We start from the raw sequence: 23,449 nt of genomic DNA, 5'->3' as shown, positions 1-23,449 counted from the left end.
AGCCCAAGCGCATGGACACCAAGGACGCCAACGCCCACCCCCTGGACCGCATCGACGAAGCGATCATCGACATCCTGCGCCATGACGGCCGCATCACCTTCGAAAAACTTTCCAGCCTCGTCCACCTCACCCCGCGCCCCTGCCTGGAGCGTGTGCGCAAGCTGGAGCGCCGTGGCGTGATCCGCGGCTACGGGGCGATCATCGATCTGCAGAAGGTCGCGCCCGGGGTGTCGCTGCTGGTACTGGTCGCCCTGTCCAACCAAAGCGGGCGTGCCGCGCAGAAGGCCTTCGAAGCCACCCTGCGCAACTGCCCGGAAGTGCACGAATGCCAGCTGATCAGCGGCCACTTCGACTACAGCCTGCGCCTGCGCTGCCGCGACATGGAACACTACCGGCTGCTCAGCGAAAGCTGGATGAACGACGACACTCTGCACATCGACAAACTGGTCGCGCATCCGGTGCTGGCCGAGGTCAAGCCGATGGCTCGCTGACGCGCGCTCAACAGTCGCGCCATGCGCCGGGCGCGGATTTTTCCAGGTCACCCGCATAATGCAAATAACCATTGCGAATCATGGGGTTATCGAAAATATCGGAGTCGGCATGGCGCTTGGCAAGCTGATTGCAGCGGTGCCCGAGGCACTGGTCGAAGCCTGATCTGATTCATGTGCGCAAGCGGTTCGCCGCTGCGATTGGCCTGCGAACGGCCACAGTGCGGCCGGATCCAGGCAGACGCACCGAATTAGAGCGAGGCAGGCTGGATTGCCCCACAACTGGTCAGACCGGTAAGGCCAAAAATCCTTGCAATGTCGGATTTTTCGCGCTTTCATGGCTTCGCGCTGAACAAACCGGTAAGACCACAATAATTAAGTCCTGCGCTCTTTCGCCCCGTGCGGCTACCGAAGCAAGGACACCGATCAGAGATCCCTCCCATGCTCAAATGGTGCTCGCGTTCGATCTTCCTTCAAGTCGTGCTGGGCCTTGCCCTCGGCATCGCCTGCGGTCTCAGCTTCCCCGACCTCTCCCTGCAACTCAAACCCCTTGGCGACGGCTTCATCAAGCTGATCAAGATGCTCATCGGCCTGATCGTGTTCTGCGTGGTGGTCAGCGGTATTTCGGGCGCCGGCGACCTGAAAAAGGTCGGGCGTATCGGCCTGAAGTCGGTGATCTACTTCGAAGTGCTGACCACCCTGGCGCTGGTGATCGGCCTGGTGTTCGCCTTCACCAGCGGCATCGGCAGCGGGGCCAACATCCACCTGGACCAACTGTCCAGCGCCGACGCCAGCAGCCTGGCCGAGCGCGGCCAGCACATCCACGGTGCCACGGCGTTCTTCATGGACCTGATCCCCACCTCGGTGATCGGCGCCTTTGCCGACAACAACATCCTCCAGGTACTGCTGTTCTCGGTACTGTTCGGCAGCGCGCTGAACCTGGTGGGCGACTCGGCAGCCGGCATCTCGCGGCTGATCAACGAACTGAGCCATGTGATCTTCCGCATCATGGGCATGATCGTGCGCCTGGCACCGATCGGCGTGTTCGGCGCCATCGCCTTCACCACCAGCAAGTACGGCCTGGAATCGCTGCAACACCTGGGCGGGCTGGTGGCGCTGTTCTACCTGACCTGTGCCGGCTTCGTACTGATCGTGCTGGGCACGGTCATGCGCCTGTCGGGCCTGAAGCTGCTGCCACTGATCAAATACCTGCGTGAAGAGCTGACCATCGTGCTGGGCACCGCCTCGTCCGACGCCGTACTGCCACAGATCATGCGCAAGCTCGAGCACCTGGGCATCGGCAGTTCCACCGTCGGCCTGGTGATCCCCACCGGTTATTCGTTCAACCTCGATGGTTTCTCCATCTACCTGACCCTGGCCATCGTGTTCATCGCCAACGCCACCGGCACGCCACTGGCAATGACCGACCTGCTGACCATCCTGCTGGTGTCGCTGGTGACTTCCAAGGGCGCTCACGGCATCCCAGGCTCGGCGCTGGTGATCCTCGCCGCTACCCTGACTGCCGTGCCGGCGATCCCGGTGGTCGGTCTGGTACTGGTGCTGGCGGTGGACTGGTTCATGGGCATCGGCCGGGCGCTGACCAACCTGATCGGCAACTGCGTGGCCACCGTGGCCATTGCCCGCTGGGAGAAGGACATCGACCTGGAACGCGCGCACAACGTGCTCGATGGCAAACCCGGCTTCGCCCCCACGCCACGCAAGCAGCCCAACCCCCATCAACAGGAATTCTGAGCGAACGCGGCCGGCACTGATGCCGGCCCTTCCAGGAGCGAACCGTGATCAGCTCATCTACCGTCGTCAACTCAGTGGTGGAAAAACTGCGCCAGGCCCTCGCCCGGGGCCAATGGCGTACCGGCGACATGCTGCCAGGCCAGCGCGAGCTGGCCGAACAACTGGGTATCAGCCGCCCCAGCCTGCGCGAAGCGGTGACCGTGCTGGAAACCTTGGGCCTGGTGCGCTCGCTGCCGGGCAAGGGCGTACTGGTGCTGGATGCCGATGCCGCCGCCCAGGAACCGGGCCAGGACACCAGCGCCGCAGCCAGCCTGGCCGACGTGCTGGAGCTGCGCTACACCCTTGAGCCTTTCATCGTCGGCCTGGTGGCGCAGTCGGCCAACAGCCAGGACATCGGCCAGCTGCGCCTGACCCTGATGGACATGCGTGAAGCGCTGGAGGCAGATGACAGCGAAGCCGGCGTCAGGGCCTACATCGCCTTCCATGAAGCGCTGTTCGCCCTGACCACCAACCCGATCTTCCAGAGCGTGGTGCAACAGACCGGCAATGCCCTCAAGCAGAGCGCCGACATGCTGCGCAATTCGCCAGAGCACCTGGCCGCGCGGCTGAAGGAAAACGAAGCGGTGGTGCGCGCCATACGTGAGCGCAGCAGCGCCCAGGCCAGTGCCCAGATGCGCCAGCACATCCTGGCCGAAGGGTTGCGCATGGGCATCCCGTTGAATATCCCGGACGAACACCAGCATCCATGACCCCAGGAGAGCGACCATGAACGCCGCCCGTCACTTGCCGGCCCTGCTAGCGGCCGGCGAAACCCGCCTGTCGGCCGAGCAGATCTACCCGCGGCTGTTCGATGCCATTCTCGAACAGCGCCTGCCACCTGGCAGCCTGTTGCCCGAACAGGCGCTGGGCCATGCCTTTGGCGTCAGCCGTACAGTGATCCGCCGTGTGCTCGGGCGCCTGTCCGACCAGCAGGTGGTGGTGCAGCGCCCCAGCCACACTGCGCATCTGGCCGCGCCCGACCCGGAGCAGGCACGCCAGGTGCTCAGCGCCCGGCGCCTGGCCGAAACCACGCTGATCACCCTGGCCGCGCAACGCGCCCGACCGGCGCAGGTTCGCCAGCTGCGGCAACTGGTGGAGCGCGAGCGCCAGCACCATGAAAGTGGCGAGCGTTGTGCGGCGATCCGCCTGGGCGGCGAGTTTCACCTGAAGCTGGCGCAGGTGGCCGCCAATGCGCCACTGGCAAGGTTCCTCAACGGCCTGGTGCCGATGACCTCGCTGATCATCGCCCGCTACGAGTCGCCATGTTGCGACCACTGCGCGTGGCAGGAACACGCGGCGATCATTGATGCCGTGGAGCGCGGCGATGCAGAGGCGGCGCTGGAGCTGATGCACAAGCATCTCGACCGCCTGGAAGAAAAGCTCGACCTGGAATAATCGGGGACGCTGCGCGTCCCATCGCCGGCAAGCCAGCTCCCACAGGTTTCGCGCTGTTCCCGAGGTCATCGCGGTCCCTGTGGGAGCTGGCTTGTCGTGGCGACGAACCGCGTCGATGGGCTGCACGGCAGCCCTTCACTCCCCACCCTATACTCCGAGAACCACCCCAGCCTCGACCAGGGAGGCGGTCGCGTGAGCACTCGGGTCCTCCTGCTGCTGTGCCTGCTGCTGGCCCTGGCGGGCTGCGCAGGCAAGCCCGCACCTATCCCCCAGGCACCGGTAGTGCTTACCTCCGCCGCCTGGCAACGCATCGATCAGGACCTGATCGAAGCCTCGGTTGGCGCCACCGGCTCGGCCAACGACTATGCCCGACGCTCCATGCGAGTATGGAAGGAACAGGTACAGCAGCGCACCGAAAGCGACTTCATCCCCTGGTTTACCGGCTACTGGACCCAGCAGTGGCTGACCCTCAAGGTAGCCTGGTACAAGATCGACAGCGGTGAAGGACGGGAACCGGCGGAGAAGCGCCTGGCGCTGTACCTGCAGGAGCAGTACCACAAGCGGGTTATCGAACCGGTGGCCGAGCAGATCAACCCCGAAGGCATTCGCGACCGCGCCAGCGAGCTGTACCTGCAACTGCTCGGCCAGCAGCTGCCGGCTATCATCAGCCGCTACAACGCCCCCCCCGAGCAGTTCAGCCAGCGCCTCAACCGCATTCCCGCCATCGCCCTGGGGCCGCCGGATGCACGCAATGCCAGCCTGTACCAATTGCTGCGGGCCAAGTCGCTGGCGCAGCAACCGGCCTGGCAAGCCATGCGCCAGCACCTGCACCAACAAGCCAGCAAAGGCCCCGGGAAGACCGATGTCGGGCTGAATTCGGTGGCCAACCAAGCCAGTGAAAAGCTTGGCGCTACCCTGGCTCCGCGCGGCATCGCCAGTGCCGTGGCGTCGGCGGTAGGCAAGGTGGCGGGGGCGATGATTTCGATTGCGGCGGCCGGTTACGGGATGATGACCCATGACCGTGAACACCCGCAGATGGTCGAGCAGTTGCGGGTGATCCTCAACGTGGCGCTGAACCAGGAATGGCAGGAGCTGATGGAGAACCGCCAGAGCGGGGCCATGGCAGGGGTGTACTACCTGTCGGGGCAGGTCGAGGACAGCTTGCTGGCCAGTGCGCCGAGGACGGAGGAACAACCGGTCGAGCAGCAGGTGAAGCAGCAACAGGAGCCTTTGATCATTCGGCTGCCACCTTAGTGGTTGACTGTTCCGGCATCTTCGCAGCACAAGGCTGCTCCTACAGCGCCCGCACCGGCCTGAAGGTTGTGCGGTCGCTGTAGGACAGCCTTGTGCTGCGAAGAGGACGGAACAGGTTGAATCAGGCTGCTGCCATTGCCGAACTGGGCAAGCCAAAGACCCGGTCGAACGCCCAGTTGTAGGCAAAGGTGTAGCACGGCACCAGCACGATGAACGCCATGTCCACCAGCAACGCCTCCAGCAATGTCATGTCCAGCCACCAGGCAATCAGCGGGATCAGGTACACCACCAGGGTCAGCTGGAAGCCGATGGCATGCGCCACCCGCCGTGCCACACTGCGCCCGCGTTTGGCCTGGCGGCTCTCCCACCACTCGAACAAGGTGTTGTAGATCAGGTTCCAGAGCATGGCGATGGTAGTGATCATCACAGCCAGAGGCCCGGTATGCGACGCCTGGGTGTCCGACAGGTAGGCCAGCCCGAGGGTCGACATGCACAGCCCGATCAGTTCATAGAAAGTCACGTAGACCAGTTTGCGTTTGATTCCCTGCACCCGGGGTTGCCTCCAATGACAAAGCGATGGGGCGCGATCATGCTTCATCGTGCTTGACAGCAAAAGTCAGCAGCTGTCAGATCTACTGACAGGAGGCTGCCATGAACTTTTCCAGTGACAATATCCAGCTGTTTCTCGCCGTACTCGACCGTGGTTCGTTCTCCGCGGCCGCGCGCGCCCTGCAGCGGGTGCCTTCGGCCGTGAGCATGGCCATCGGCAACCTCGAGGCCGAGCTAGGCTACACCCTGTTCGAGCGCGGCCCCCGCGAAGTCCGCCCGACCGCCCAGGCCATGGCGCTGGAACCCCATGCCCGGCTGATCGCCGAGCAGCTGGGGTTGCTGCAGGTGCATGCCCTGGAGCTGTCGCAGGGGCTGGAGAGCAGCCTGACCCTGGCCGTGGTGCCGGACATCGACCACAGCCCGCTGCTGGCGGCCATCGCCTGCCTGGGTGAGCGGCACCCGCTGCTTGACATCGCCCTGCTCAGCGCTCCGCAGGAAGAGGCCATGCACCTGCTCGACAGCGGCCGCGCCGACCTATGCGTGGCCTTTGCCGGACTGCAGGTCGATGCCCGTCGCGGCTTCCAGCACATCGGCATGGAGTCGCTGGTAGCCACCCTGTCCCCCACCCATCCGGCCTTGCGCGGGGGGCGAATCCACTACCTCGAAGACCTGACCCGGGTACGCCAGATCCTGGTACGCAGCCGTGACCTGCCGCTGGCCGACCCACGCCCGCTGATAGGCGCAACGCACTGGTCAACCGACAGTTTCGACCTCGCCCTGCAGATGGTGGAGGCCGGCCTGGGCTGGGGCGACCTGCCGTTGTCGCGGGTCGCGCCACTGCTGGCCAGCGGGCGCCTGGTGCGCCTGGATTTTCGCAACACCCGCAACGAGCTGCAGTTGCCGGTACACATTTTCTGGCGCAGGCAGCAACCGTTGCAGCAGGCTGCACGCCTGTTGATCGAGAATTTGTGTAGCCAGTGAATGCCGTCCGTCGAAACGACCGTAAGAAATTTCTGTAAGCACTTCAGTCTTTTACCCCTTGAGCCGATATCCCGGTCGATAGGTTCCGCAATGCGTCATGAGCGCGCTGCGCCCTCCCCTCATTGGCCCAAGGTCTCGAAACATGAACCTGAAATTTCGCCACAAGATCCTGCTCAGCGCCTGCGGCGTCGTGGTCCTGGCATTTGCCCTGTTCACGCTCTACAACGACTACCTGCAACGCAACACCATTCGCCAGAACATAGAAGCTTCGGTGCAGCAGTCCGGTGCACTGACCGCCAGCAGCGTGCAGAACTGGATGAGCGGACGCATCCTGGTACTGGAAAACCTGGCTCAGGACATCGCCCAGCAAGGCGCCGGTGACACCCTGCCCGGGCTGATCGAGCAGCCGTCCTACACGCGCAATTTCCTGTTCACCTATCTGGGCCAGGCCAACGGTGTGTTCACCCAGCGCCCCGATACGCAGATGCCCGCCGGTTACGACCCACGTCAGCGCCCGTGGTACGGCGCCGCGGCCAGCGCCGGGCAGACCGTGCTGACTGCCCCGTACCAGGGCGCTGTCGGCGGCCTGATGGTAACCATCGCCACGCCGGTGAAAAGCAAGGGCAATGGCGAGTTGATCGGTGTGGTCGGCGGTGACGTCACCCTCGATACCCTGGTCGAGATCATCAACTCGGTCGATTTCGGCGGCATCGGCCACGCCTTCCTGGCCGACAGCAATGGCCAGGTGATCGTCAGCCCCGACAAAGACCAGGTGATGAAGAACCTCAAGGACATCTACCCCGGCAGCAACCTGCAAGTCGCCGCTGGCATGCAGGATGTCACCCTCAATGGCCAGGACCGCATCATCTCCTTCGCCCCGGTAGCCGGCCTGCCCTCGGCACAGTGGTACATCGGCCTGTCGATCGACAAGGACAAGGCCTACGCCGCGCTCAGCCAGTTCCGCACCTCGGCGATCATCGCCATGCTGATCGCCGTGGCTGCCATCGCCGGCCTGCTCGGCCTGCTGATCCCGGTGCTGATGAGCCCGCTGACCACCATGGGCCGCGCCATGCGCGACATCGCCGAGGGCGAAGGTGACCTTACCCGCCGCCTGACTGTGCAGAACAAGGACGAGTTCGGCGAGCTGGCCACTTCGTTCAACCGCTTCGTCGAGCGTATTCATGCCTCGATCAGCGAAGTGTCCTCGGCAACCCGCCTGGTACACGACCTGTCGGAAAAGGTGATAAACGCCTCCAATGCGTCGATCATCGGCTCCGAAGAGCAAAGCATGCGCACCAATAGCGTGGCCGCAGCGATCAACGAGCTGGGGGCTGCCACACAGGAAATCGCCCGTAACGCCGCCGATGCCTCGCAGCATGCCAGCGGTGCCAGCGAGCAGGCCCACGGTGGCCGTGAAGTGGTCGAAGAAGCGATCAGCGCCATGACCGCCCTGTCGCAGCGCATCAGCGAGTCCTGTGCGCAAATCGAAACGCTCAACGCCAGCACTGACGAAATCGGCAAGATCCTCGACGTGATCAAGGGCATCTCGCAGCAGACCAACCTGCTGGCGCTGAACGCCGCCATCGAAGCGGCCCGTGCAGGTGAGGCCGGCCGTGGCTTTGCCGTGGTGGCCGACGAGGTACGCAACCTGGCGCACCGCACCCAGGAATCTGCGGAAGAAATCCACCGCATGATCACCAGCCTGCAGGTAGGCTCGCGCGAAGCGGTGCACACCATGAACACCAGCCAGGTTTCCAGCGAGCAGACCGTGCAGGTGGCCAACCAGGCCGGCGAGCGTCTGGCCAGCGTGACCCAGCGCATTGGCGAGATCGATGGCATGAACCAGTCGGTGGCTACCGCTACTGAAGAGCAGACCGCCGTGGTCGAGAGCCTCAACCTGGACATCACCCAGATCAACGCCCTGAACCAGCAAGGGGTGGAGAACCTCAACGAGACCCTGCGCCATTGCGACCAACTGGCCCAGCAGGCCGGGCGCCTGAAGCAGCTGGTAGGCAGCTTCAGGATCTGACCCCTGGAATCAGGCGGCAGTAGCCACTGCCTGTTGCCGCCTGTACCAGCTCAATCGCCGGCAAGCCAGCTCCAACAGGTACAGCGCTGTCCTAGGGGCGTGTGATATCCCTGTGGGAGCTGGCTTGCCGGCGATTGGGCTGCGTAGCAGCCCCCTCAAGCCACAACCGCTTTGGCAGGCCTGCCCCGCCGCACCCAGGCCAACAGCACCGCCGCCATCAGAACGAAGCCCAGGTAGCCGAACACCGGGTACACCTCACCCACCAGGCTGATGAACCCCACCAGGCTGCAACCGAACGCCACCACCCCGGTCACCACCGAGCCCCAGCGAAACTTCGCCGTACCCGACGGCATCAGCCGCGCGAGGAAGGAAAACAACGTACCCACGGCGGTGTTGACGATCATGCCGAAGATGATCAGGCACATCACCAGCCCCAGCAGTGGCGATACTTCGTTGGCGATCGACAGCATCGGCATCGGCAGGTCAGCCACGCTGTCCAGGCGCGACAACAGCCCGGCACTCATCACCAGCATCAGCCCGCCCAATGCTGCACCACCAAGCAGCCCACCCCATACTGCCGTTCTCTCACCCTTGGCCGAGCCGCCCAGGATGGCCAGGATCGGCGCGCCGGCAACGATGTTGTACGACACGTACAGCAACGCCCCCAGCAGCCAGTGACGAGTGCCCGCTTGTTGCTGGCTGGCCAGGTGGTCGAGCTGGGCGAAGCTCTGCTCCCGGCTGAACACGGCGTACAACGCGATCGCCGATGCCACCAGGATCAGCAACGGGGTGATGGCGCCAATGACGAGGATCACCTTGCGCACGTCCAGGCACACGATGCCCACCACCACCAGTGTCACCAGCACGCTGCCGGTCAGCGCCGGGATACCGAACTGCTGCTCCAGCAGGGCACCACCACCGGCCAGCATGACAACGGTGACGGCAAACATGAAAAAGGTGATCAGCCAGTCGACGAACAGGCCCAGGTGACGGCCGCAGATGGCCTGGATCACATCCTTGTGCGAGGTGGCCTGCTGGCGATTGCCCAGCCCCGCCAGGGCCATGCCGAGGAGGGTGAACAAGGCTGCACTGACCAGTGCACCGGCCAACCCCCATACGCCAAAATCGACAAAGAACAACAACAGTTCCCGCCCCGAAGCGAACCCCGCCCCCACGATCACGCCGACAAATGCGCCTGCAATCTTCAGCTGCTCTTGCATGTGAACCTCTGGATTTATTGTTGTTGTCTCACTGCCACCACATCGCTTTTGTGGGAGCGGCCTTGTGTCGCGAAAGGGCCGCAGAGCGGCCCCGGCGATCTGTGCAGCAATGCAGAAATCCTGGGGCCGCTCCGCGCCCCTTTCGCGACACAAGGCCGCTCCCACATGGGCGATTTGTTCGGTCAAAAATCTCCGACAAACGCCTGCACTTCGATCTCCACATCCACCCCCAGCGCCAATGCCGAGGCCACGGTCGAACGCACCGGCAGCGCTGCGCCGAAGAACTCCTTGTACACCTCGTTGAAGCCGGCGAAGTGGCTCATGTCCGACAGCCACACCGTGGCCTTGACCACCTGGTCGAAACTCGCGCCGCAGGCCGCCAGGCTTTCGCCGATGCGCTCGCAGGCGGCGCGGGTCTGGGTCTGGATGTCACCGCGCACCACTTCACCGCCGGCACTCATCGGCACCTGGCCGGACAGGAACAGAAAGCCGCCGGCTTTAACCGCACGGGAGAACGGGAACGGCAGACTGCTGGGGAAACGCTGGATATCATTGCTCATGGGATGCTCCTTTCAGGATTGCTGGAAACGTGCCGGGGACAGGCGCTCGGGCACCACCCCCTGGCTGACAAGGCCAGGACACAGAGGCTGGCCCAGCAGCAGGTCGGCAGCCAGGCGCGAAGCGCCCGCAGCCGACTGGATGCCATAGCCACCTTGTGCCGCCAGCCAGAAGAACGCTGGCGCATGCACATCGAAACCGATCACCAGGTCGCCGTCGGCGACGAACGAGCGCAGCCCGGCCCAGGTGTGGCTCGGCCGGCGGATCGCCAGGGTGGTCATGGCTTCGATGTTGTAGATGCCCAAAGCCACGTCGAGCTCCTCGGGCGCGGCGTCCTGGGGTTCGACCGGGTCGGCATTGGCCGGCGAACCCAACAGCTGGCCGGCGTCGGGCTTGAAGTAGAAGCTTTCGTCTACGCCGATTACCGCCGGCCAGCGGGCGAAGTCCTGGTCCTCCGGGCCGGGGAAAGTGAAGGCACTACGCCGACAGGGTTGCAGGCCGATACGCGCCACTCCACATTGCTCGGCCACATGGTCGGCCCAGGCACCAGCGGCATTGACCAGCTGGCGCGCCTGCACGCGGCTGCCATCGCCCAGCTCCACCTGCCACAGGTCATCCAGGTACCAGGCCTGAATCAGCTCGGCGTTGCAGCGCATTTCGCCGCCAGCGGCGCGATAGCCGCGCAAGAAACCCTGGTGCAAGGCATGCACGTCCAGGTCCATGGCACCCGCTTCAAGCACCGCGCCGGCCAGGTTCTCGCCACGCAGGCTCGGTACCAGGGCCAGGGCCGCGTCGCGGTCGAGCAGGCTGACCTCGGTGCCGTTGGCCAGGTTCTGCGCGTGGGTCTGCTCGAGCAGCGCGCGCTGCTCCAGGTTGGCGACGTACAGGCAGCCGCGCGGTTCCAGCAATGGGTGCTCGCAGAACCCTTGCGGTGGTGCTTCGTAGAAGCCTCGGCTGGCACGGGTCAGCGCCTGGATCTGCGGGGTGCCGTAGGCCTCCATGAACATGGCTGCCGAACGCCCGGTGGAATGGTAGCCAGGCTGTGCCTCGCGCTCGAGCAACAACACCTTCTGCCGGCCGGCCAGGCGATAACCCAAGGAAGCACCGGCAATACCGGCGCCGATGATCAGGGTGTCGTAGATCAGGGTCATGCACGCTCCTGTCAGGCAATTATCATTTATGAGAATTCTAATATATGAGAATTTACGAATACGCAAGGGTCCAAGGTAAGATGCCCGACCAACGCTGCATGCCGAGACCCCCGAATGCCCGCTGCCCTCCCCCTGCTGGACCGTGCCGTAGTCGGCCAGCGCCTGCGCCAGGTGCGCAAGGCCCGCCAGATGACCCTCAAGCAATTGTCCGAAGTCAGTGGCGTACCGGTGTCCACCTTGTCGAAGATGGAACTGGCGCAGGTCTCGGTCAGCTACGAAAAGCTCGCCGCCGCCGCCCGGGCGCTGAATGTCGACATTGCCCAGCTATTACGCGCCAGCGGAACGGTCACGGCGCCAGTGCCGGTGACCGTGGTGGTCGACTCATTGCCGGCGGCGGCGGGCTACTCCACTGGCACCTATGACTACCACCCGATCGCCGGCGATTTCCCCGAACGGCGCATGACACCCGCCTACGCCCGCATCATCGCCCGTGAACGCGGCCAGTTCGACGATTTTATCCGCCACCCCGGGCAAGAGTTCGCGTTGGTGCTGAGCGGTCGCGTTCGTATCGAGTTCGAAACCGGCGAAGCGGTGAGCATCGGGCCGCAGGAAACGGCGTATTTCGACAGCCAGGTGGGGCATATCTACCTGTCGGAGAGTGACGACGGGGCAGATGCGCATGTGATGGTGGTGATGACTGATCGCTGACCCGGTGCTGCCTGCCAGGGCTCTCTCGCCGGCAAGCCAGCTCCCACAAGTACTGCACAGGCCCTGAGGTTGATGCGGTCGGTGTGGGAGCCGGCTTGCCGGCGAGAGGGCCCCAGCAGGCAGCACTCGGTTATAACCTAATAACGAACAAGTCTATTTGGCTATAAAAAAATCTATATGCTGGCTGCATCCGATAACGGGCAAAGTTGGGCAGTCGAGTAGCGTATGGATGTAGGTTCTTTCGGTTTCACCATTGCGGGCCTGGTCGTGGGTTTCATCGTCGGCATGACCGGCGTCGGCGGCGGCTCGCTGATGACCCCGATCCTGTTGTGGTTTGGCATCAGCCCGGCGACCGCCGTCGGCACCGACCTGCTCTATGCCGCCATCACCAAGGCCAGTGGCGTCTGGGTGCATGCGCGCAACAAGAACGTCGACTGGAAGATCACCGGCCTGCTCAGCCTGGGCAGCGTGCCCGCAGCGGCGCTGACCCTGTGGTTCCTCAGCACCTTGCACACCGACACTTCGGCGCTCAACGCCGTCATCAAGCAAGGCCTGGCGGTGGTGCTGATCCTGACCGCGCTGGCCATCCTGTTCAAATCGCGCCTGCAGGCCTTTGCCAACCGCCATGCCGGTGACCACTACCACCTCAGCGACCGCAGCCTGAACATCCTTACCGTGCTCACCGGCGTGGTGCTTGGGGTGATGGTCACCCTCACTTCCATCGGTGCTGGCGCACTGGGTACCGTGGCGCTGTTCCTGCTGTACCCGTTCCTGGTCACCCGCCGCCTTGTCGGTACCGAAATCGCCCACGCCGTGCCACTGACTCTGGTGGCGGGCCTGGGCCATGCGGGCATGGGCAACATGGACTGGTCGCTGCTGGGCTACCTGCTGCTTGGCTCGCTGCCAGGCATCTACCTGGGCAGCCACCTCACCGGGCGGATTTCCGACCGCGTGCTGCGTCCGTGCCTGGCGGCGATGCTGCTGCTGATCGGCTACAAACTGGCGTTCTGACCTTCAGCCCAGGCGCAGGCGCCACTGCCCGGTAAAGCTCAGCTCCAGGCGCGACAGCGGCAACACGTCGACCCGCTGGCTGGCACCCATCGGGCAGCCAAGTACCTGCACCAGCACGGCGCGCATGACCATCGGGTGGGTAACCGCCAGCCATTCGCCCGGCCTGTCGAAGGCCGCCAGCCAGGCAGCGATGCGCTGGCAAAGCACAGCGAACGACTCGCCGCCATGGACTTCACTGGCCGGGTCCTGAAGCCATTCGGCCAACGCCTGCGGTTGCTCGGCCTGCAGTTGCTTCAGCGTCAGCCCCTGCCAACGCCCCAGGTCGCAATCGGCCAAGGCCGGCTCGACCTGCACAGGCCTGGAAAACCACGCCGCCGTCTCGCAGGCTCGACGCTCTGGTGCAGCCAGCACCGGCACATCGGAAAGGTCAGCGAAAGGCGGCTGACCCAACGGCAGGATGCCGTCCTCGGCGCGGTGCAGGCGCCCGGTCTTCTGGGCCTGGGTCAGGGCATGGCACATCAGGGTCAGGCGGACGGCTTTCACCGGGTTTCTCTCGCGGCAGGTTGGGTCGCAAGGTTTAGCATGCCGTGGCGCTTTCTGCCGCAACAATATTGCACCGGCTGCGTCGACGATGGTGCCTGATCAGATCATCACCCGCATCAGTCCCCAAACCGGCACCGCTGCCACCAACCCCACCGCCAGCCGCGGCCAGTACGGCAGCAGCAATACCAGCAGCATCCCCGCCAGCGACATCGCGGCAAACCAGGCCACCGGCCCCATGGCCCAGCCCCAGGCTTGGATACACAGCACCAGACTGCCCAACAATGCCAGCCACCCGGCCGTGCGCAAGCCGACACGCAGCACCTGCGGGCAGGTGCGGTTCCATACCTGCTTGTAATGCCGCTCCAGCCCCTGGCACAGCCCCAGCATGCCAGCGTAGGCGAACAACACGCCGCCCATGACCCACATCATCATGCCCCGGCCTCCATACACCGCCCTGACCTGGCCTTCTGTGTCCCCCACTGAGCCTGCCATAAGCGCCAGACCAGCAGCCCGAGCAATACACCCAACACCAGAGCACAGGCCGCCACCCCCAGGCGCATGGCGTCGCCCAAGCCACCCAACGCACCCAGGCCAATGCACAGCAACGCGGTCAGCAGCAGTTGCTCGATCCAGGCTCTGCGTACCGGCCTGATACCGGCATGCAACAGCGCCAGCAGCCATACACCAAAGAACGCACGAACCTCCCAGCTCTCCCGCTGCGCCAGTTCCACCGGCAGCACGCGGCTGGCCCATAGCAACCCCACGCACGCCAACAACAGGCCACTGACGAAGCCCACGTTGCACACCTCCGCCACCCGGTACCAACGCCGCACCGCAGCCTCGGCGCTGGCGTACTTGCGCCCACGCTTCACGCAGAACAGCACCAGCCCGCTGGCGATCATCAGGCAACTGACCAGACCACAGACGAAATACAGCCAGCGCATCGGGTAGCCGCCAAACTGGGCGAAATGCAGGCCGGGAACAGTGCGGCACAGCTGCGGGAGAGGATCTGCAGCCAGGCGGGGGGGCTTTGATCATCGTGGGCTCCTTGGCGTTGCTCGGTGGCATCCGGGGCTGCTTTGCAGCCCATTCGCCGGCAAGCCAGCTCCCACAGGGATTGCACAGGGTTCGAAGACTGTATGGTACCAGTGGGAGCTGGCTTGCCGACGAAATGGGCCGCAAAGCGGCCCCTTGGATCAGAAGTTGATGTTCAGCGCAGCGAACACCGCCCTGCCCGGCTGGTTATAGGTATTGGCGCCCGACGTGCTGGCGTTGCCGCCACGCAGGATCTGCTTGTCGAACACGTTGTTCACCCCCAACCGCACGTCGTAGTTGGCGTTGAACTTGTAACCGGCGCTCACGTCCACCAGGCCGTAGGCTTCCACGTCCTGTTGCGCGGTCTTGTCGTAGCCTTGCTGGGTGCGTTCGTTGAAGGTCGGCGACTTCTGCTTGCCGAAGTAGGTACCCGCCACCTGGAACGACAGCTTCTCGGTGGCGCGCCAGTCGAGGGTGGTGTTGACGGTGTATTCCGGGATCACCGACAGCGGCTCGCCGGTCTCGCGGTTGTCGTTGTCGAGCATCCAGGTCAGGTTGGTGTTCCAGTCCAGGGCCGGGGTCAGCTCGATGAACAGGTTGCCTTCGAGACCTTCCACCCGCGCCTTGCCGGCGTTGTCCCACTGGGTCACGCGGCTGCCGGTGCCGATGGTGTACAACACGTCGGTATCACCGACGATCTTGTTCTTGTAGTCGTTGCGAAAGTACGTGGCACTGCTGCGCCAGGTACCCCGGTCGTACATCAGGCCGATTTCCTTGTTGACGCTGATCTCGGGCTTGAGGTCGGCGTTGCCCTGCAGGTAGCAGCCACCGTTATTGGTCTGCTGCACGCTGCAACCGTTGCCGCGGCTGTACAGCAGGTAGTTGGGGTTGGACTGGTACAGGTTCGGGGTCTTGTAGGCGCGCGCGATACCGCCTTTGACCGACAGTGCTTCGGTCAGCTTGTGCGACAGGTTCAGGCTGGGGCTGAAGTTGTCGCCGAAGGTTTCGTGGTGGTCGAAACGCAGGCCCGGGGTAATGGTGGTGTCGCCGACAATGATGTTGTCCTCGACGAACAGCGCATAGCTGCGGGCGGTCATCTTCGAGCTGCTGCGGTCGAAACCGACCAATCCGTCGTTAACGGTAGGGTCCGAGCTTTGCGGGCGCAGCGAGCCCTTGTCATTGAGCGCTTCGTACAGGTACTCGCCACCCAGGGTCAGCACATGTTCGGTGCTGCCCATGGCGAATGGCAGGTTCACTTCGCTGCTCAGGCGCGTGTTGCGCAGGCGCGACATGGCGGCGCCTTCGGCATTGGGGGCACCCTCGGTGCGGCCTGCCAGGCCCTCGTTGAGGCGCCAATTGCGCACGTACTCGTAGGTCAGCACGGTCTTGCTGGTACCCCAGGTGAAATCGCCCAGGTGGGTCAGGTCGTAGGTACTGCGCTGCATCACATTGGTCTCGTGGCCGTACAGGCTGGACACGAACTCGACATCACCACCGCCGTTGCTGTTCATGGTGTCGCCGGCAAAGATATTGCCCTGGCGGCTGTAGCCGGCACTGGCCTCGAGGCGGTGCTCGTCGTTCAGCTTCCAGCTCAGCAGGCCATTGATGTCCTTGTTGCGTACGCCTTCGCGGCCCGCCACCAGCGCACTGGTGGCATGCCCGGCGTTGATGTCCAGGTCGTCGGCATCGGTCTTGGCCAGGCCGCCGTACAGGCGGAAGCCGAGGTTGTCGGTCAGGCCGCCGCCCAGGTTGAAGTTGCCCCGGCGGCTGGTGCCCTCGGCGCTGTCTTCCGGCAGCTGGGTGTACAGGCTGACGCTGCCCTTGAACTCGTCGGTGGGGCGCTTGGTGATGATATTGACCACCCCGCCCATGGCGCCGGAGCCATAACGTGCGGCCGCCGGGCCACGGAGGATCTCGATGCGCTCGACCGCTTCTGCTGGTACCCAGTTGGTTTCACCGCGGGTATCGCGGTCGCCGTTCCAGCCATAGCGCACGGCATTGCGTGCGCTGGATGGCTTGCCGTCGATGAGGATCAGGGTGTTTTCCGGGCCCATGCCGCGCAGGTCGATCTGCCGGTTGTTGCCACGCGCGCCGCTGGCGCTGTTGCCGGTCAGGTTCACCCCGGGCTCGCGGCGGATGATGTCGGACAGGTCATTGGCCGGCGGATGGCGCTTGATATCTTCGGCGGTGATGATCGACGTACCCAAGGCCTGGCGTGCCTCGCGTTCGGCGGTGACCAGGGTGTCCTGGATTACCAGCGCGTTGTCCGCGACCGGCATCTCCAGCACCTCACCCGTACGCTGTTCTTCGGCTTGGGCCGCGGTGGCCACCATGGCCGGTGACGCCAGCGCGACGAACGCCAGGGCCAGGCTGTTGGGTGAAGTCTTGCACTGCATGGGTACATCTCCTGCGATTCATGAGCGAAACGGCACATCCCTGTCGGAAACCGGGAGCCCTCGCCCACCGGCCTCGCAAACACAGTCTGGTGGCCAACAGGGATGGTAAATATAGGGATTCGCAAATGAGTTTAAATCTTATTTACGAAGTTTACATGTTTGTAACGGAACTTTGCGGACACGATGGCGTGCCGGCGCAGCCCGGCTATTCGCGCTGTTGCTTGCATACACCTGTCCGATTTGCATCCTGCGTGACGCCTCCTACAGTTTCGAACGTAGCCCTCTGCCGAGCCTCCTGATGCGCAGCCACGGAGAAAGCCACACCACGAACGCCACCCGGTCACTGTCGAAGATCCCTCGCAGTGTCTGGGCGCTGGGCTTCGTGTCGATGTTCATGGATATTTCCTCGGAAATGATTCACGCATTGCTGCCGCTGTACATGGTCACCGTGCTCGGCACTTCGGTAGTGGCGGTGGGCTTTATCGAAGGTATCGCCGAAGCGACCGCCTCGATCACCAAGGTGTTTTCCGGTGCCCTCAGCGACCGGCTGGGCAAGCGCAAGCTGCTCACGGTGCTGGGCTATGGCCTGGGGGCGTTGACCAAGCCGGTATTCCCCATGGCCTCCGGGCTGGAGTGGCTGACCGCGGCCCGCTTCGTAGATCGGGTCGGCAAAGGCATTCGTGGGGCGCCGCGCGATGCGCTGGTGGCCGACGTTACGCCCGCTGAACTGCGTGGTGCAGCCTTCGGCCTGCGCCAGGCGCTGGATACCGTGGGCGCGTTCCTTGGGCCGTTGCTGGCGATCATGCTGATGTGGCTGACCGCGAGCCATTTCCAGACGGTGTTCTGGGTGGCGGTGCTCCCGGCGTTCGTGGCGTTGTACATCCTCATTGCCTTCGTGCGCGAACCTGAAACGCCGGCCTCCACCCGGACGGTGCGTTCACCGCTGGCACTGCACGAGCTGGCCCGCCTGGGCCCGGCCTATTGGCGGCTGATCGGCCTGGCCACGCTGTTCACCCTCGCCCGCTTCAGCGAGGCGTTTCTGCTGCTGCGCGCCCAGGACATGGGCCTGGCGCCGCTGTGGGCGCCGGCAGTGCTTGTGCTAATGGCCTTGACCTATTCGCTGGCGGCCTACCCCGCAGGGGTGCTGTCGGACCGCGTAGGCCGCCGCGGCGTGCTGATGACCGGGCTGGGGCTGCTGGTTGCCGCCGACCTGCTGCTGGCCCTGCTGCCGGGCTGGACCGGGCTGGCCATGGGGGTGGCTGCATGGGGCCTGCACCTGGGCTTCAGCCAAGGCATCTTTGCCGCCATGATCGCCGACAGCGCCCCCGCCGAACTGCGCGGTACAGCCTTCGGCCTGTTCAACCTGCTGACCGGCGTGGCGCTGCTGGTGGCCAGCGTGATGGCCGGACTGCTGTGGGACGGGGTCGGCTTCAACGCGACATTCCTGCTTGGCGCAGCGTGTGCAGGCAGCACCCTGGTCGGGGTCGCATTACTCAGGTCAGGCCCCTGCAAGCCGAACTAGGCCAGCACTGGCTGCTGCTCCAGTAGCGACCAGCCGCCATGCCCGTCCTCTTCCAGCCGATGGGTATGGAAACCTGCCAGCGTACTGCGGTGCCCGACACTGACCAGCAACGCCCCCGGCATTTGCGTGCGCAACAGTGAATACAGAGCATGCTCGAGCCCTTCGTCCATGGCCGAAGTGGACTCGTCGAGAAACACCACCTGCGGCCGGTTGAACAGCACCCGGGCAAATGCCAGGCGCTGTTGCTCACCAACCGAGAGAATGTGTGACCAGTCACAGCTGACGTCCAGTCGCTCGGCCAGGTGGGCCAGGTTGACCTGTTGCAAGGCCTGCTGCATCCGCGTTTCATCCTCAGGCCTGCTGGCCGCCGGGTAGGCAATGACGGCGCGCAGATCGCCCAGCGGCAGGTACGGCCGCTGCGACAGGAACAGAGCCTGGTGGCCAAGCGGGCGCCTGACCTCACCCTCGGCATACGGCCAGAGGCCTGCCAGCGCACGCAGCAGCGTGGTTTTGCCACTGCCCGACGGCCCCTTGATCAACAGCGCCTGGCCGGCGTGCAGGTCAAGGTCCAGGTCGGCGATAAGGGCATGCCCGTCCGGGCGCAGCACCTGCAGGCGGCTGATCGATAAGGCACGCTCCTGGTCCTCGGTGATGACGCGCGGCAAAGCGCTTGCCTGCTCGTTGGCATCGAGGAAGCCGGTCAGACGGTCGAGGGTGGCCCGGTACTGGGCAAAGGCATCATACGACTCGCGGAAGAACGACAAAGAATCCTGCACCTGGCCAAAGGCCTGGGAGGTTTGCATGACGTCGCCCAGCTTGATCGCCCCGCTGAAGAAGCGCGGTGCCTGCAGAATGAACGGGAACACCACTGCTACCTGGCTCACGCCCAGGTTGAAACCACTGAATTTCAAGTTCCGGAACACCAGCGCCCAGGCATTCACGATCAAGGCACCAAAGCGGCCCAGCAAGGTGCCCCGCTCGACCTGCGCGCCCTGGTAGAAAGCGATGTTCTCGGCGTTCTCGCGCAGGCGCATCAGCGCGTAACGGAAGTTGGCGGTGAGCTTTTCGTTGAGGAAGTTCAGGCGGATCAGCGGCCGCCCGAGGCGGAAGGCAATCCAGGTGGCGACGATGACATACAGGTAGACGGCAAACACCATCGCCCGGGGAATCTCCATACCAGCGACGGCCAGCGGCGCCGACAGCCCCCAGAGGATGCCGGTGAACGCCACCAGCGAAACCAGCGCACTGACCGCGCCCAGGGCGAGGGTCACCGAGTTGCTGACAAAGGCGTTGACGTCCAGTTCGATTCGCTGGTCGGGGTTGTCCACCGGCTCGGCGAGGAACTGGCCACGGTAATAAGCATCACCGTGCATCCAGTCGTAGGTCAGGCGTTCGGTCAGCCAGACCCGCCACTGGATGCTGAACGCCTGGCTTACATAGAAGGTGAACAGCGAACGCAGCACATGGATGGTGGCCAATACCGCGAAGACGCCGAGCAGGTACCAGAAGGCAGTCTGGTCAAGGCCCTGCAAGGCGCTGTAGAAGCCGTTGTACCAGAATGAGAACAGCACATTCAGGCGCACCGAGAATAGCGTCAGTACCAGCAGCAGGGCGAACACCAGCAACGGCCGCCAACTGCGCCTGAAACTGAAATAGGGCCCGGCAAGCTGCCAGAACTGACTGCCCCAGCGCGTACAACGTACGGCCAGTGTAGCGGCTGCCGTGAAGCAGACAAAAGTGATGAACGAGGCGAATGCCAGCCAGCTCAGGCTCTCTTGCAGGGCCTGGTGCCAGTTCATTTCCATGGTGGGTATCCGTGCTGAGTATTTCCGCGAGCGTAGCATTGACCTGTGGTTCGTCAGGCATAAATGACGCACATTTCATGATTGCTTTTGCGAGCTACGCGGGCCCCTGTGGGAGCGGCTTTAGCCGCGAAGCGGGCGACGCGGTGGATGGCACCGGCTTTGCCGGTGTTCGCGGGTGAACCCGCTCCCACAGAGGGGGGTGCAGGCCTGGGATTGGTAGGCCAGAAAGACAAAACCCCTACCTGCATGTGCAGATAGGGGTTTTGCGAAATGAATCTTGACGATGACCTACTCTCACATGGGGAAACCCCACACTACCATCGGCGATGCATCGTTTCACTACTGAGTTCGGGATGGGATCAGGTGGTTCCAATGCTCTATGGTCGTCAAGAAATTCTGTTGCCAGAATGTCCAGATGGACAGCCCAGCGAATTCGGATATGCGATATTTGTGATGTTGCGAACTTTCGGTTCTTTCGTCTTCACCACCGCAATCTGCGCTAGCAAATTGCTTGGGTGTTATATGGTCAAGCCTCACGGGCAATTAGTATTGGTTAGCTCAACGCCTCACAGCGCTTACACACCCAACCTATCGACGTCGTAGTCTTCGACGGCCCTTCAGGGGATTCAAGATCCCAGTGAGATCTCATCTTGAGGCAAGTTTCCCGCTTAGATGCTTTCAGCGGTTATCTCTTCCGAACATAGCTACCCGGCAATGCCACTGGCGTGACAACCGGAACACCAGAGGTTCGTCCACTCCGGTCCTCTCGTACTAGGAGCAGCCCCTCTCAAATCTCAAACGTCCACGGCAGATAGGGACCGAACTGTCTCACGACGTTCTAAACCCAGCTCGCGTACCACTTTAAATGGCGAACAGCCATACCCTTGGGACCGGCTTCAGCCCCAGGATGTGATGAGCCGACATCGAGGTGCCAAACACCGCCGTCGATATGAACTCTTGGGCGGTATCAGCCTGTTATCCCCGGAGTACCTTTTATCCGTTGAGCGATGGCCCTTCCATACAGAACCACCGGATCACTAAGACCTACTTTCGTACCTGCTCGACGTGTTTGTCTCGCAGTCAAGCGCGCTTTTGCCTTTATACTCTACGACCGATTTCCGACCGGTCTGAGCGCACCTTCGTACTCCTCCGTTACTCTTTGGGAGGAGACCGCCCCAGTCAAACTACCCACCATACACTGTCCTCGATCCGGATAACGGACCTGAGTTAGAACCTCAAAGTTGCCAGGGTGGTATTTCAAGGATGGCTCCATGAGAACTGGCGTCCCCACTTCAAAGCCTCCCACCTATCCTACACAAGCAAATTCAAAGTCCAGTGCAAAGCTATAGTAAAGGTTCACGGGGTCTTTCCGTCTAGCCGCGGATACACTGCATCTTCACAGCGATTTCAATTTCACTGAGTCTCGGGTGGAGACAGCGCCGCCATCGTTACGCCATTCGTGCAGGTCGGAACTTACCCGACAAGGAATTTCGCTACCTTAGGACCGTTATAGTTACGGCCGCCGTTTACCGGGGCTTCGATCAAGAGCTTCGCTTGCGCTAACCCCATCAATTAACCTTCCGGCACCGGGCAGGCGTCACACCCTATACGTCCACTTTCGTGTTTGCAGAGTGCTGTGTTTTTAATAAACAGTCGCAGCGGCCTGGTATCTTCGACCGGCATGGGCTTACGGAGCAAGTCCTTCACCCTCGCCGGCGCACCTTCTCCCGAAGTTACGGTGCCATTTTGCCTAGTTCCTTCACCCGAGTTCTCTCAAGCGCCTTGGTATTCTCTACCTAACCACCTGTGTCGGTTTGGGGTACGGTTCCCAGTTATCTGAAGCTTAGGAGCTTTTCTTGGAAGCATGGTATCAACCACTTCGTCGCCTAAAGGCAACTCGTCATCAGCTCTCGGCCTTGAAATCCCGGATTTGCCTAAGATTTCAGCCTACCACCTTAAACCTGGACAACCAACGCCAGGCTGGCCTAACCTTCTCCGTCCCTCCATCGCAATAACTGGAAGTACAGGAATATTAACCTGTTTTCCATCGACTACGCTTTTCAGCCTCGCCTTAGGGACCGACTAACCCTGCGTCGATTAACGTTGCGCAGGAAACCTTGGTCTTTCGGCGTGCGAGTTTTTCACTCGCATTGTCGTTACTCATGTCAGCATTCGCACTTCTGATACCTCCAGCAAGCTTCTCAACTCACCTTCACAGGCTTACAGAACGCTCCTCTACCGCGTCATCAAAGATGACACCCGTAGCTTCGGTGCATGGTTTGAGCCCCGTTACATCTTCCGCGCAGGCCGACTCGACTAGTGAGCTATTACGCTTTCTTTAAAGGGTGGCTGCTTCTAAGCCAACCTCCTAGCTGTCTAAGCCTTCCCACATCGTTTCCCACTTAACCATGACTTTGGGACCTTAGCTGACGGTCTGGGTTGTTTCCCTTTTCACGACGGACGTTAGCACCCGCCGTGTGTCTCCCATGCTCGGCACTTCCAGGTATTCGGAGTTTGCATCGGTTTGGTAAGTCGGGATGACCCCCTAGCCGAAACAGTGCTCTACCCCCTGGAGTGATACATGAGGCGCTACCTAAATAGCTTTCGAGGAGAACCAGCTATCTCCGAGCTTGATTAGCCTTTCACTCCGATCCACAGGTCATCCGCTAACTTTTCAACGGTAGTCGGTTCGGTCCTCCAGTCAGTGTTACCTAACCTTCAACCTGCCCATGGATAGATCGCCCGGTTTCGGGTCTATACCCAGCGACTAAACGCCCTATTAAGACTCGCTTTCGCTACGCCTCCCCTATTCGGTTAAGCTCGCCACTGAATATAAGTCGCTGACCCATTATACAAAAGGTACGCAGTCACCTAACAAGTAGGCTCCCACTGCTTGTACGCATACGGTTTCAGGTTCTATTTCACTCCCCTCTCCGGGGTTCTTTTCGCCTTTCCCTCACGGTACTGGTTCACTATCGGTCAGTCAGTAGTATTTAGCCTTGGAGGATGGTCC

At 62.7% G+C, this 23,449-nt stretch carries 18 protein-coding genes, 2 rRNA genes and 1 pseudogene (1 of these 21 cut by a window edge); 10 read left to right on the top strand and 11 right to left on the bottom strand.

The window, feature by feature from the left end; translation table 11 throughout:
• Positions 1-11: 11 nt before the first annotated feature.
• The 5 genes from V3314_RS12535 (at position 12) to V3314_RS12515 (ending at position 4,928) form a co-directional block, all read left to right on the top strand.
• Entirely contained in the window at positions 12-491 is a 480-nt protein-coding gene (locus tag V3314_RS12535; RefSeq protein WP_025338409.1) for an Lrp/AsnC family transcriptional regulator, read from the top strand.
• Between the two features lie 438 nt (positions 492-929).
• Positions 930-2,240, top strand: coding sequence for a C4-dicarboxylate transporter DctA (locus tag V3314_RS12530; RefSeq protein ID WP_003260726.1), 1,311 nt, complete (start codon positions 930-932; stop codon positions 2,238-2,240).
• A 44-nt stretch (positions 2,241-2,284) separates the two neighbouring features.
• A complete protein-coding gene (locus V3314_RS12525; protein ID WP_085600176.1) occupies positions 2,285-2,989 on the top strand; it encodes an FCD domain-containing protein in 705 nt (234 codons plus the stop codon).
• 16 nt (positions 2,990-3,005) lie between these two features.
• Positions 3,006-3,674 carry a GntR family transcriptional regulator gene (locus V3314_RS12520; protein WP_046616823.1) on the top strand — a complete coding sequence of 223 codons (669 nt, stop codon included), beginning with the start codon at positions 3,006-3,008 and terminating at the stop codon, positions 3,672-3,674.
• A 192-nt stretch (positions 3,675-3,866) separates the two neighbouring features.
• Complete coding sequence (locus tag V3314_RS12515) at positions 3,867-4,928, top strand: hypothetical protein (RefSeq protein WP_085600174.1); 1,062 nt, start codon at positions 3,867-3,869, stop codon at positions 4,926-4,928.
• Positions 4,929-5,049: 121 nt separating this feature from the next.
• Here V3314_RS12515 and V3314_RS12510 read toward each other — a convergent pair whose 3' ends face one another.
• Positions 5,050-5,478: a PACE efflux transporter gene (locus V3314_RS12510; protein ID WP_046616821.1), complete on the bottom strand. Its 429-nt coding sequence runs from the start codon at positions 5,476-5,478 to the stop codon at positions 5,050-5,052.
• Positions 5,479-5,579: 101 nt separating this feature from the next.
• Between V3314_RS12510 and V3314_RS12505 the strand changes: the two genes are divergently transcribed.
• Positions 5,580-6,458 carry a LysR family transcriptional regulator gene (locus tag V3314_RS12505; RefSeq protein ID WP_196183780.1) on the top strand — a complete coding sequence of 293 codons (879 nt, stop codon included), beginning with the start codon at positions 5,580-5,582 and terminating at the stop codon, positions 6,456-6,458.
• A gap of 142 nt (positions 6,459-6,600) precedes the next feature.
• On the top strand, positions 6,601-8,487 hold the full coding sequence (gene mcpA / locus V3314_RS12500; protein WP_338460285.1) for a methyl-accepting chemotaxis protein McpA: 1,887 nt from the start codon (positions 6,601-6,603) through the stop codon (positions 8,485-8,487).
• A 155-nt stretch (positions 8,488-8,642) separates the two neighbouring features.
• Here the strand turns inward: mcpA and V3314_RS12495 are convergent, their stop codons facing one another.
• The 3 genes from V3314_RS12495 to V3314_RS12485 all read right to left on the bottom strand — a co-directional run bounded on the left by V3314_RS12495 (position 8,643) and on the right by V3314_RS12485 (position 11,416).
• Complete coding sequence (locus tag V3314_RS12495; protein WP_338460284.1) at positions 8,643-9,707, bottom strand: hypothetical protein; 1,065 nt, start codon at positions 9,705-9,707, stop codon at positions 8,643-8,645.
• Positions 9,708-9,889: 182 nt separating this feature from the next.
• Positions 9,890-10,267 (bottom strand): RidA family protein, encoded by a 378-nt coding sequence (locus tag V3314_RS12490; RefSeq protein ID WP_338460283.1) that lies wholly within the window; start codon positions 10,265-10,267, stop codon positions 9,890-9,892.
• A gap of 12 nt (positions 10,268-10,279) precedes the next feature.
• The gene (locus tag V3314_RS12485) at positions 10,280-11,416 is read right to left on the bottom strand and encodes an FAD-dependent oxidoreductase (protein WP_046616816.1); all 1,137 of its coding nucleotides are present in this window, start codon (positions 11,414-11,416) and stop codon (positions 10,280-10,282) included.
• Between the two features lie 114 nt (positions 11,417-11,530).
• Between V3314_RS12485 and V3314_RS12480 the strand changes: the two genes are divergently transcribed.
• On the top strand, positions 11,531-12,124 hold the full coding sequence (locus V3314_RS12480; protein WP_046616815.1) for an XRE family transcriptional regulator: 594 nt from the start codon (positions 11,531-11,533) through the stop codon (positions 12,122-12,124).
• 225 nt (positions 12,125-12,349) lie between these two features.
• Positions 12,350-13,135, top strand: coding sequence for a sulfite exporter TauE/SafE family protein (locus tag V3314_RS12475; RefSeq protein ID WP_153670968.1), 786 nt, complete (start codon positions 12,350-12,352; stop codon positions 13,133-13,135).
• A gap of 3 nt (positions 13,136-13,138) precedes the next feature.
• Here V3314_RS12475 and V3314_RS12470 read toward each other — a convergent pair whose 3' ends face one another.
• The 4 genes and pseudogenes from V3314_RS12470 to V3314_RS12455 all read right to left on the bottom strand — a co-directional run bounded on the left by V3314_RS12470 (position 13,139) and on the right by V3314_RS12455 (position 17,109).
• Positions 13,139-13,678, bottom strand: coding sequence for a histidine phosphatase family protein (locus V3314_RS12470; RefSeq protein WP_046616813.1), 540 nt, complete (start codon positions 13,676-13,678; stop codon positions 13,139-13,141).
• 99 nt (positions 13,679-13,777) lie between these two features.
• Positions 13,778-14,110 (bottom strand): DUF3325 domain-containing protein, encoded by a 333-nt coding sequence (locus tag V3314_RS12465; protein WP_046616812.1) that lies wholly within the window; start codon positions 14,108-14,110, stop codon positions 13,778-13,780.
• Positions 14,107-14,655, bottom strand: a pseudogene (locus V3314_RS12460) (PepSY-associated TM helix domain-containing protein); the annotation flags it as partial. The gene V3314_RS12465 and the pseudogene V3314_RS12460, both read right to left, overlap by 4 nt.
• A gap of 219 nt (positions 14,656-14,874) precedes the next feature.
• Entirely contained in the window at positions 14,875-17,109 is a 2,235-nt protein-coding gene (locus tag V3314_RS12455) for a TonB-dependent siderophore receptor (protein WP_338460282.1), read from the bottom strand.
• A gap of 298 nt (positions 17,110-17,407) precedes the next feature.
• Between V3314_RS12455 and V3314_RS12450 the strand changes: the two genes are divergently transcribed.
• On the top strand, positions 17,408-18,631 hold the full coding sequence (locus tag V3314_RS12450) for an MFS transporter (RefSeq protein ID WP_338460281.1): 1,224 nt from the start codon (positions 17,408-17,410) through the stop codon (positions 18,629-18,631).
• Here the strand turns inward: V3314_RS12450 and V3314_RS12445 are convergent.
• From V3314_RS12445 to V3314_RS12435, 3 genes are all read right to left on the bottom strand, one after another.
• On the bottom strand, positions 18,628-20,436 hold the full coding sequence (locus tag V3314_RS12445; RefSeq protein WP_338460280.1) for an ABC transporter ATP-binding protein/permease: 1,809 nt from the start codon (positions 20,434-20,436) through the stop codon (positions 18,628-18,630). The two genes, V3314_RS12450 and V3314_RS12445, sit on opposite strands and share 4 nt — an antisense overlap.
• A 275-nt stretch (positions 20,437-20,711) precedes the next feature.
• A 5S ribosomal RNA gene (rrf, locus tag V3314_RS12440) occupies positions 20,712-20,827 on the bottom strand.
• Between the two features lie 131 nt (positions 20,828-20,958).
• Positions 20,959-23,449, bottom strand: a 23S ribosomal RNA gene (locus V3314_RS12435); it runs 400 nt beyond the window's last position.

Origin of the sequence: Pseudomonas sp. TE3-3-F2023, assembly GCF_036784815.1 — a bacterium.
Classification (GTDB): domain Bacteria; phylum Pseudomonadota; class Gammaproteobacteria; order Pseudomonadales; family Pseudomonadaceae; genus Aquipseudomonas; species Aquipseudomonas pudica.
Note: the sequence above shows the minus strand (reverse complement) of the source record. Positions and strands in the feature narration are given on the sequence as shown.

Excerpts from the sequence above, each read along its gene's own strand:
- V3314_RS12535 (WP_025338409.1), top strand. The coding sequence starts at position 12 with ATGGACACCAAGGACGCCAACGCCCACCCCCTGGACCGCATCGACGAA.
- V3314_RS12530 (WP_003260726.1), top strand. The coding sequence starts at position 930 with ATGCTCAAATGGTGCTCGCGTTCGATCTTCCTTCAAGTCGTGCTGGGC.
- V3314_RS12520 (WP_046616823.1), top strand. The coding sequence starts at position 3,006 with ATGAACGCCGCCCGTCACTTGCCGGCCCTGCTAGCGGCCGGCGAAACC.
- V3314_RS12505 (WP_196183780.1), top strand. The coding sequence starts at position 5,580 with ATGAACTTTTCCAGTGACAATATCCAGCTGTTTCTCGCCGTACTCGAC.
- mcpA (WP_338460285.1), top strand. The coding sequence starts at position 6,601 with ATGAACCTGAAATTTCGCCACAAGATCCTGCTCAGCGCCTGCGGCGTC.
- V3314_RS12495 (WP_338460284.1), bottom strand. The coding sequence starts at position 9,707 with ATGCAAGAGCAGCTGAAGATTGCAGGCGCATTTGTCGGCGTGATCGTG.
- V3314_RS12490 (WP_338460283.1), bottom strand. The coding sequence starts at position 10,267 with ATGAGCAATGATATCCAGCGTTTCCCCAGCAGTCTGCCGTTCCCGTTC.
- V3314_RS12485 (WP_046616816.1), bottom strand. The coding sequence starts at position 11,416 with ATGACCCTGATCTACGACACCCTGATCATCGGCGCCGGTATTGCCGGT.
- V3314_RS12480 (WP_046616815.1), top strand. The coding sequence starts at position 11,531 with ATGCCCGCTGCCCTCCCCCTGCTGGACCGTGCCGTAGTCGGCCAGCGC.
- V3314_RS12475 (WP_153670968.1), top strand. The coding sequence starts at position 12,350 with ATGGATGTAGGTTCTTTCGGTTTCACCATTGCGGGCCTGGTCGTGGGT.
- V3314_RS12465 (WP_046616812.1), bottom strand. The coding sequence starts at position 14,110 with ATGATGATGTGGGTCATGGGCGGCGTGTTGTTCGCCTACGCTGGCATG.
- V3314_RS12455 (WP_338460282.1), bottom strand. The coding sequence starts at position 17,109 with ATGCAGTGCAAGACTTCACCCAACAGCCTGGCCCTGGCGTTCGTCGCG.
- V3314_RS12450 (WP_338460281.1), top strand. The coding sequence starts at position 17,408 with ATGCGCAGCCACGGAGAAAGCCACACCACGAACGCCACCCGGTCACTG.
- V3314_RS12445 (WP_338460280.1), bottom strand. The coding sequence starts at position 20,436 with ATGGAAATGAACTGGCACCAGGCCCTGCAAGAGAGCCTGAGCTGGCTG.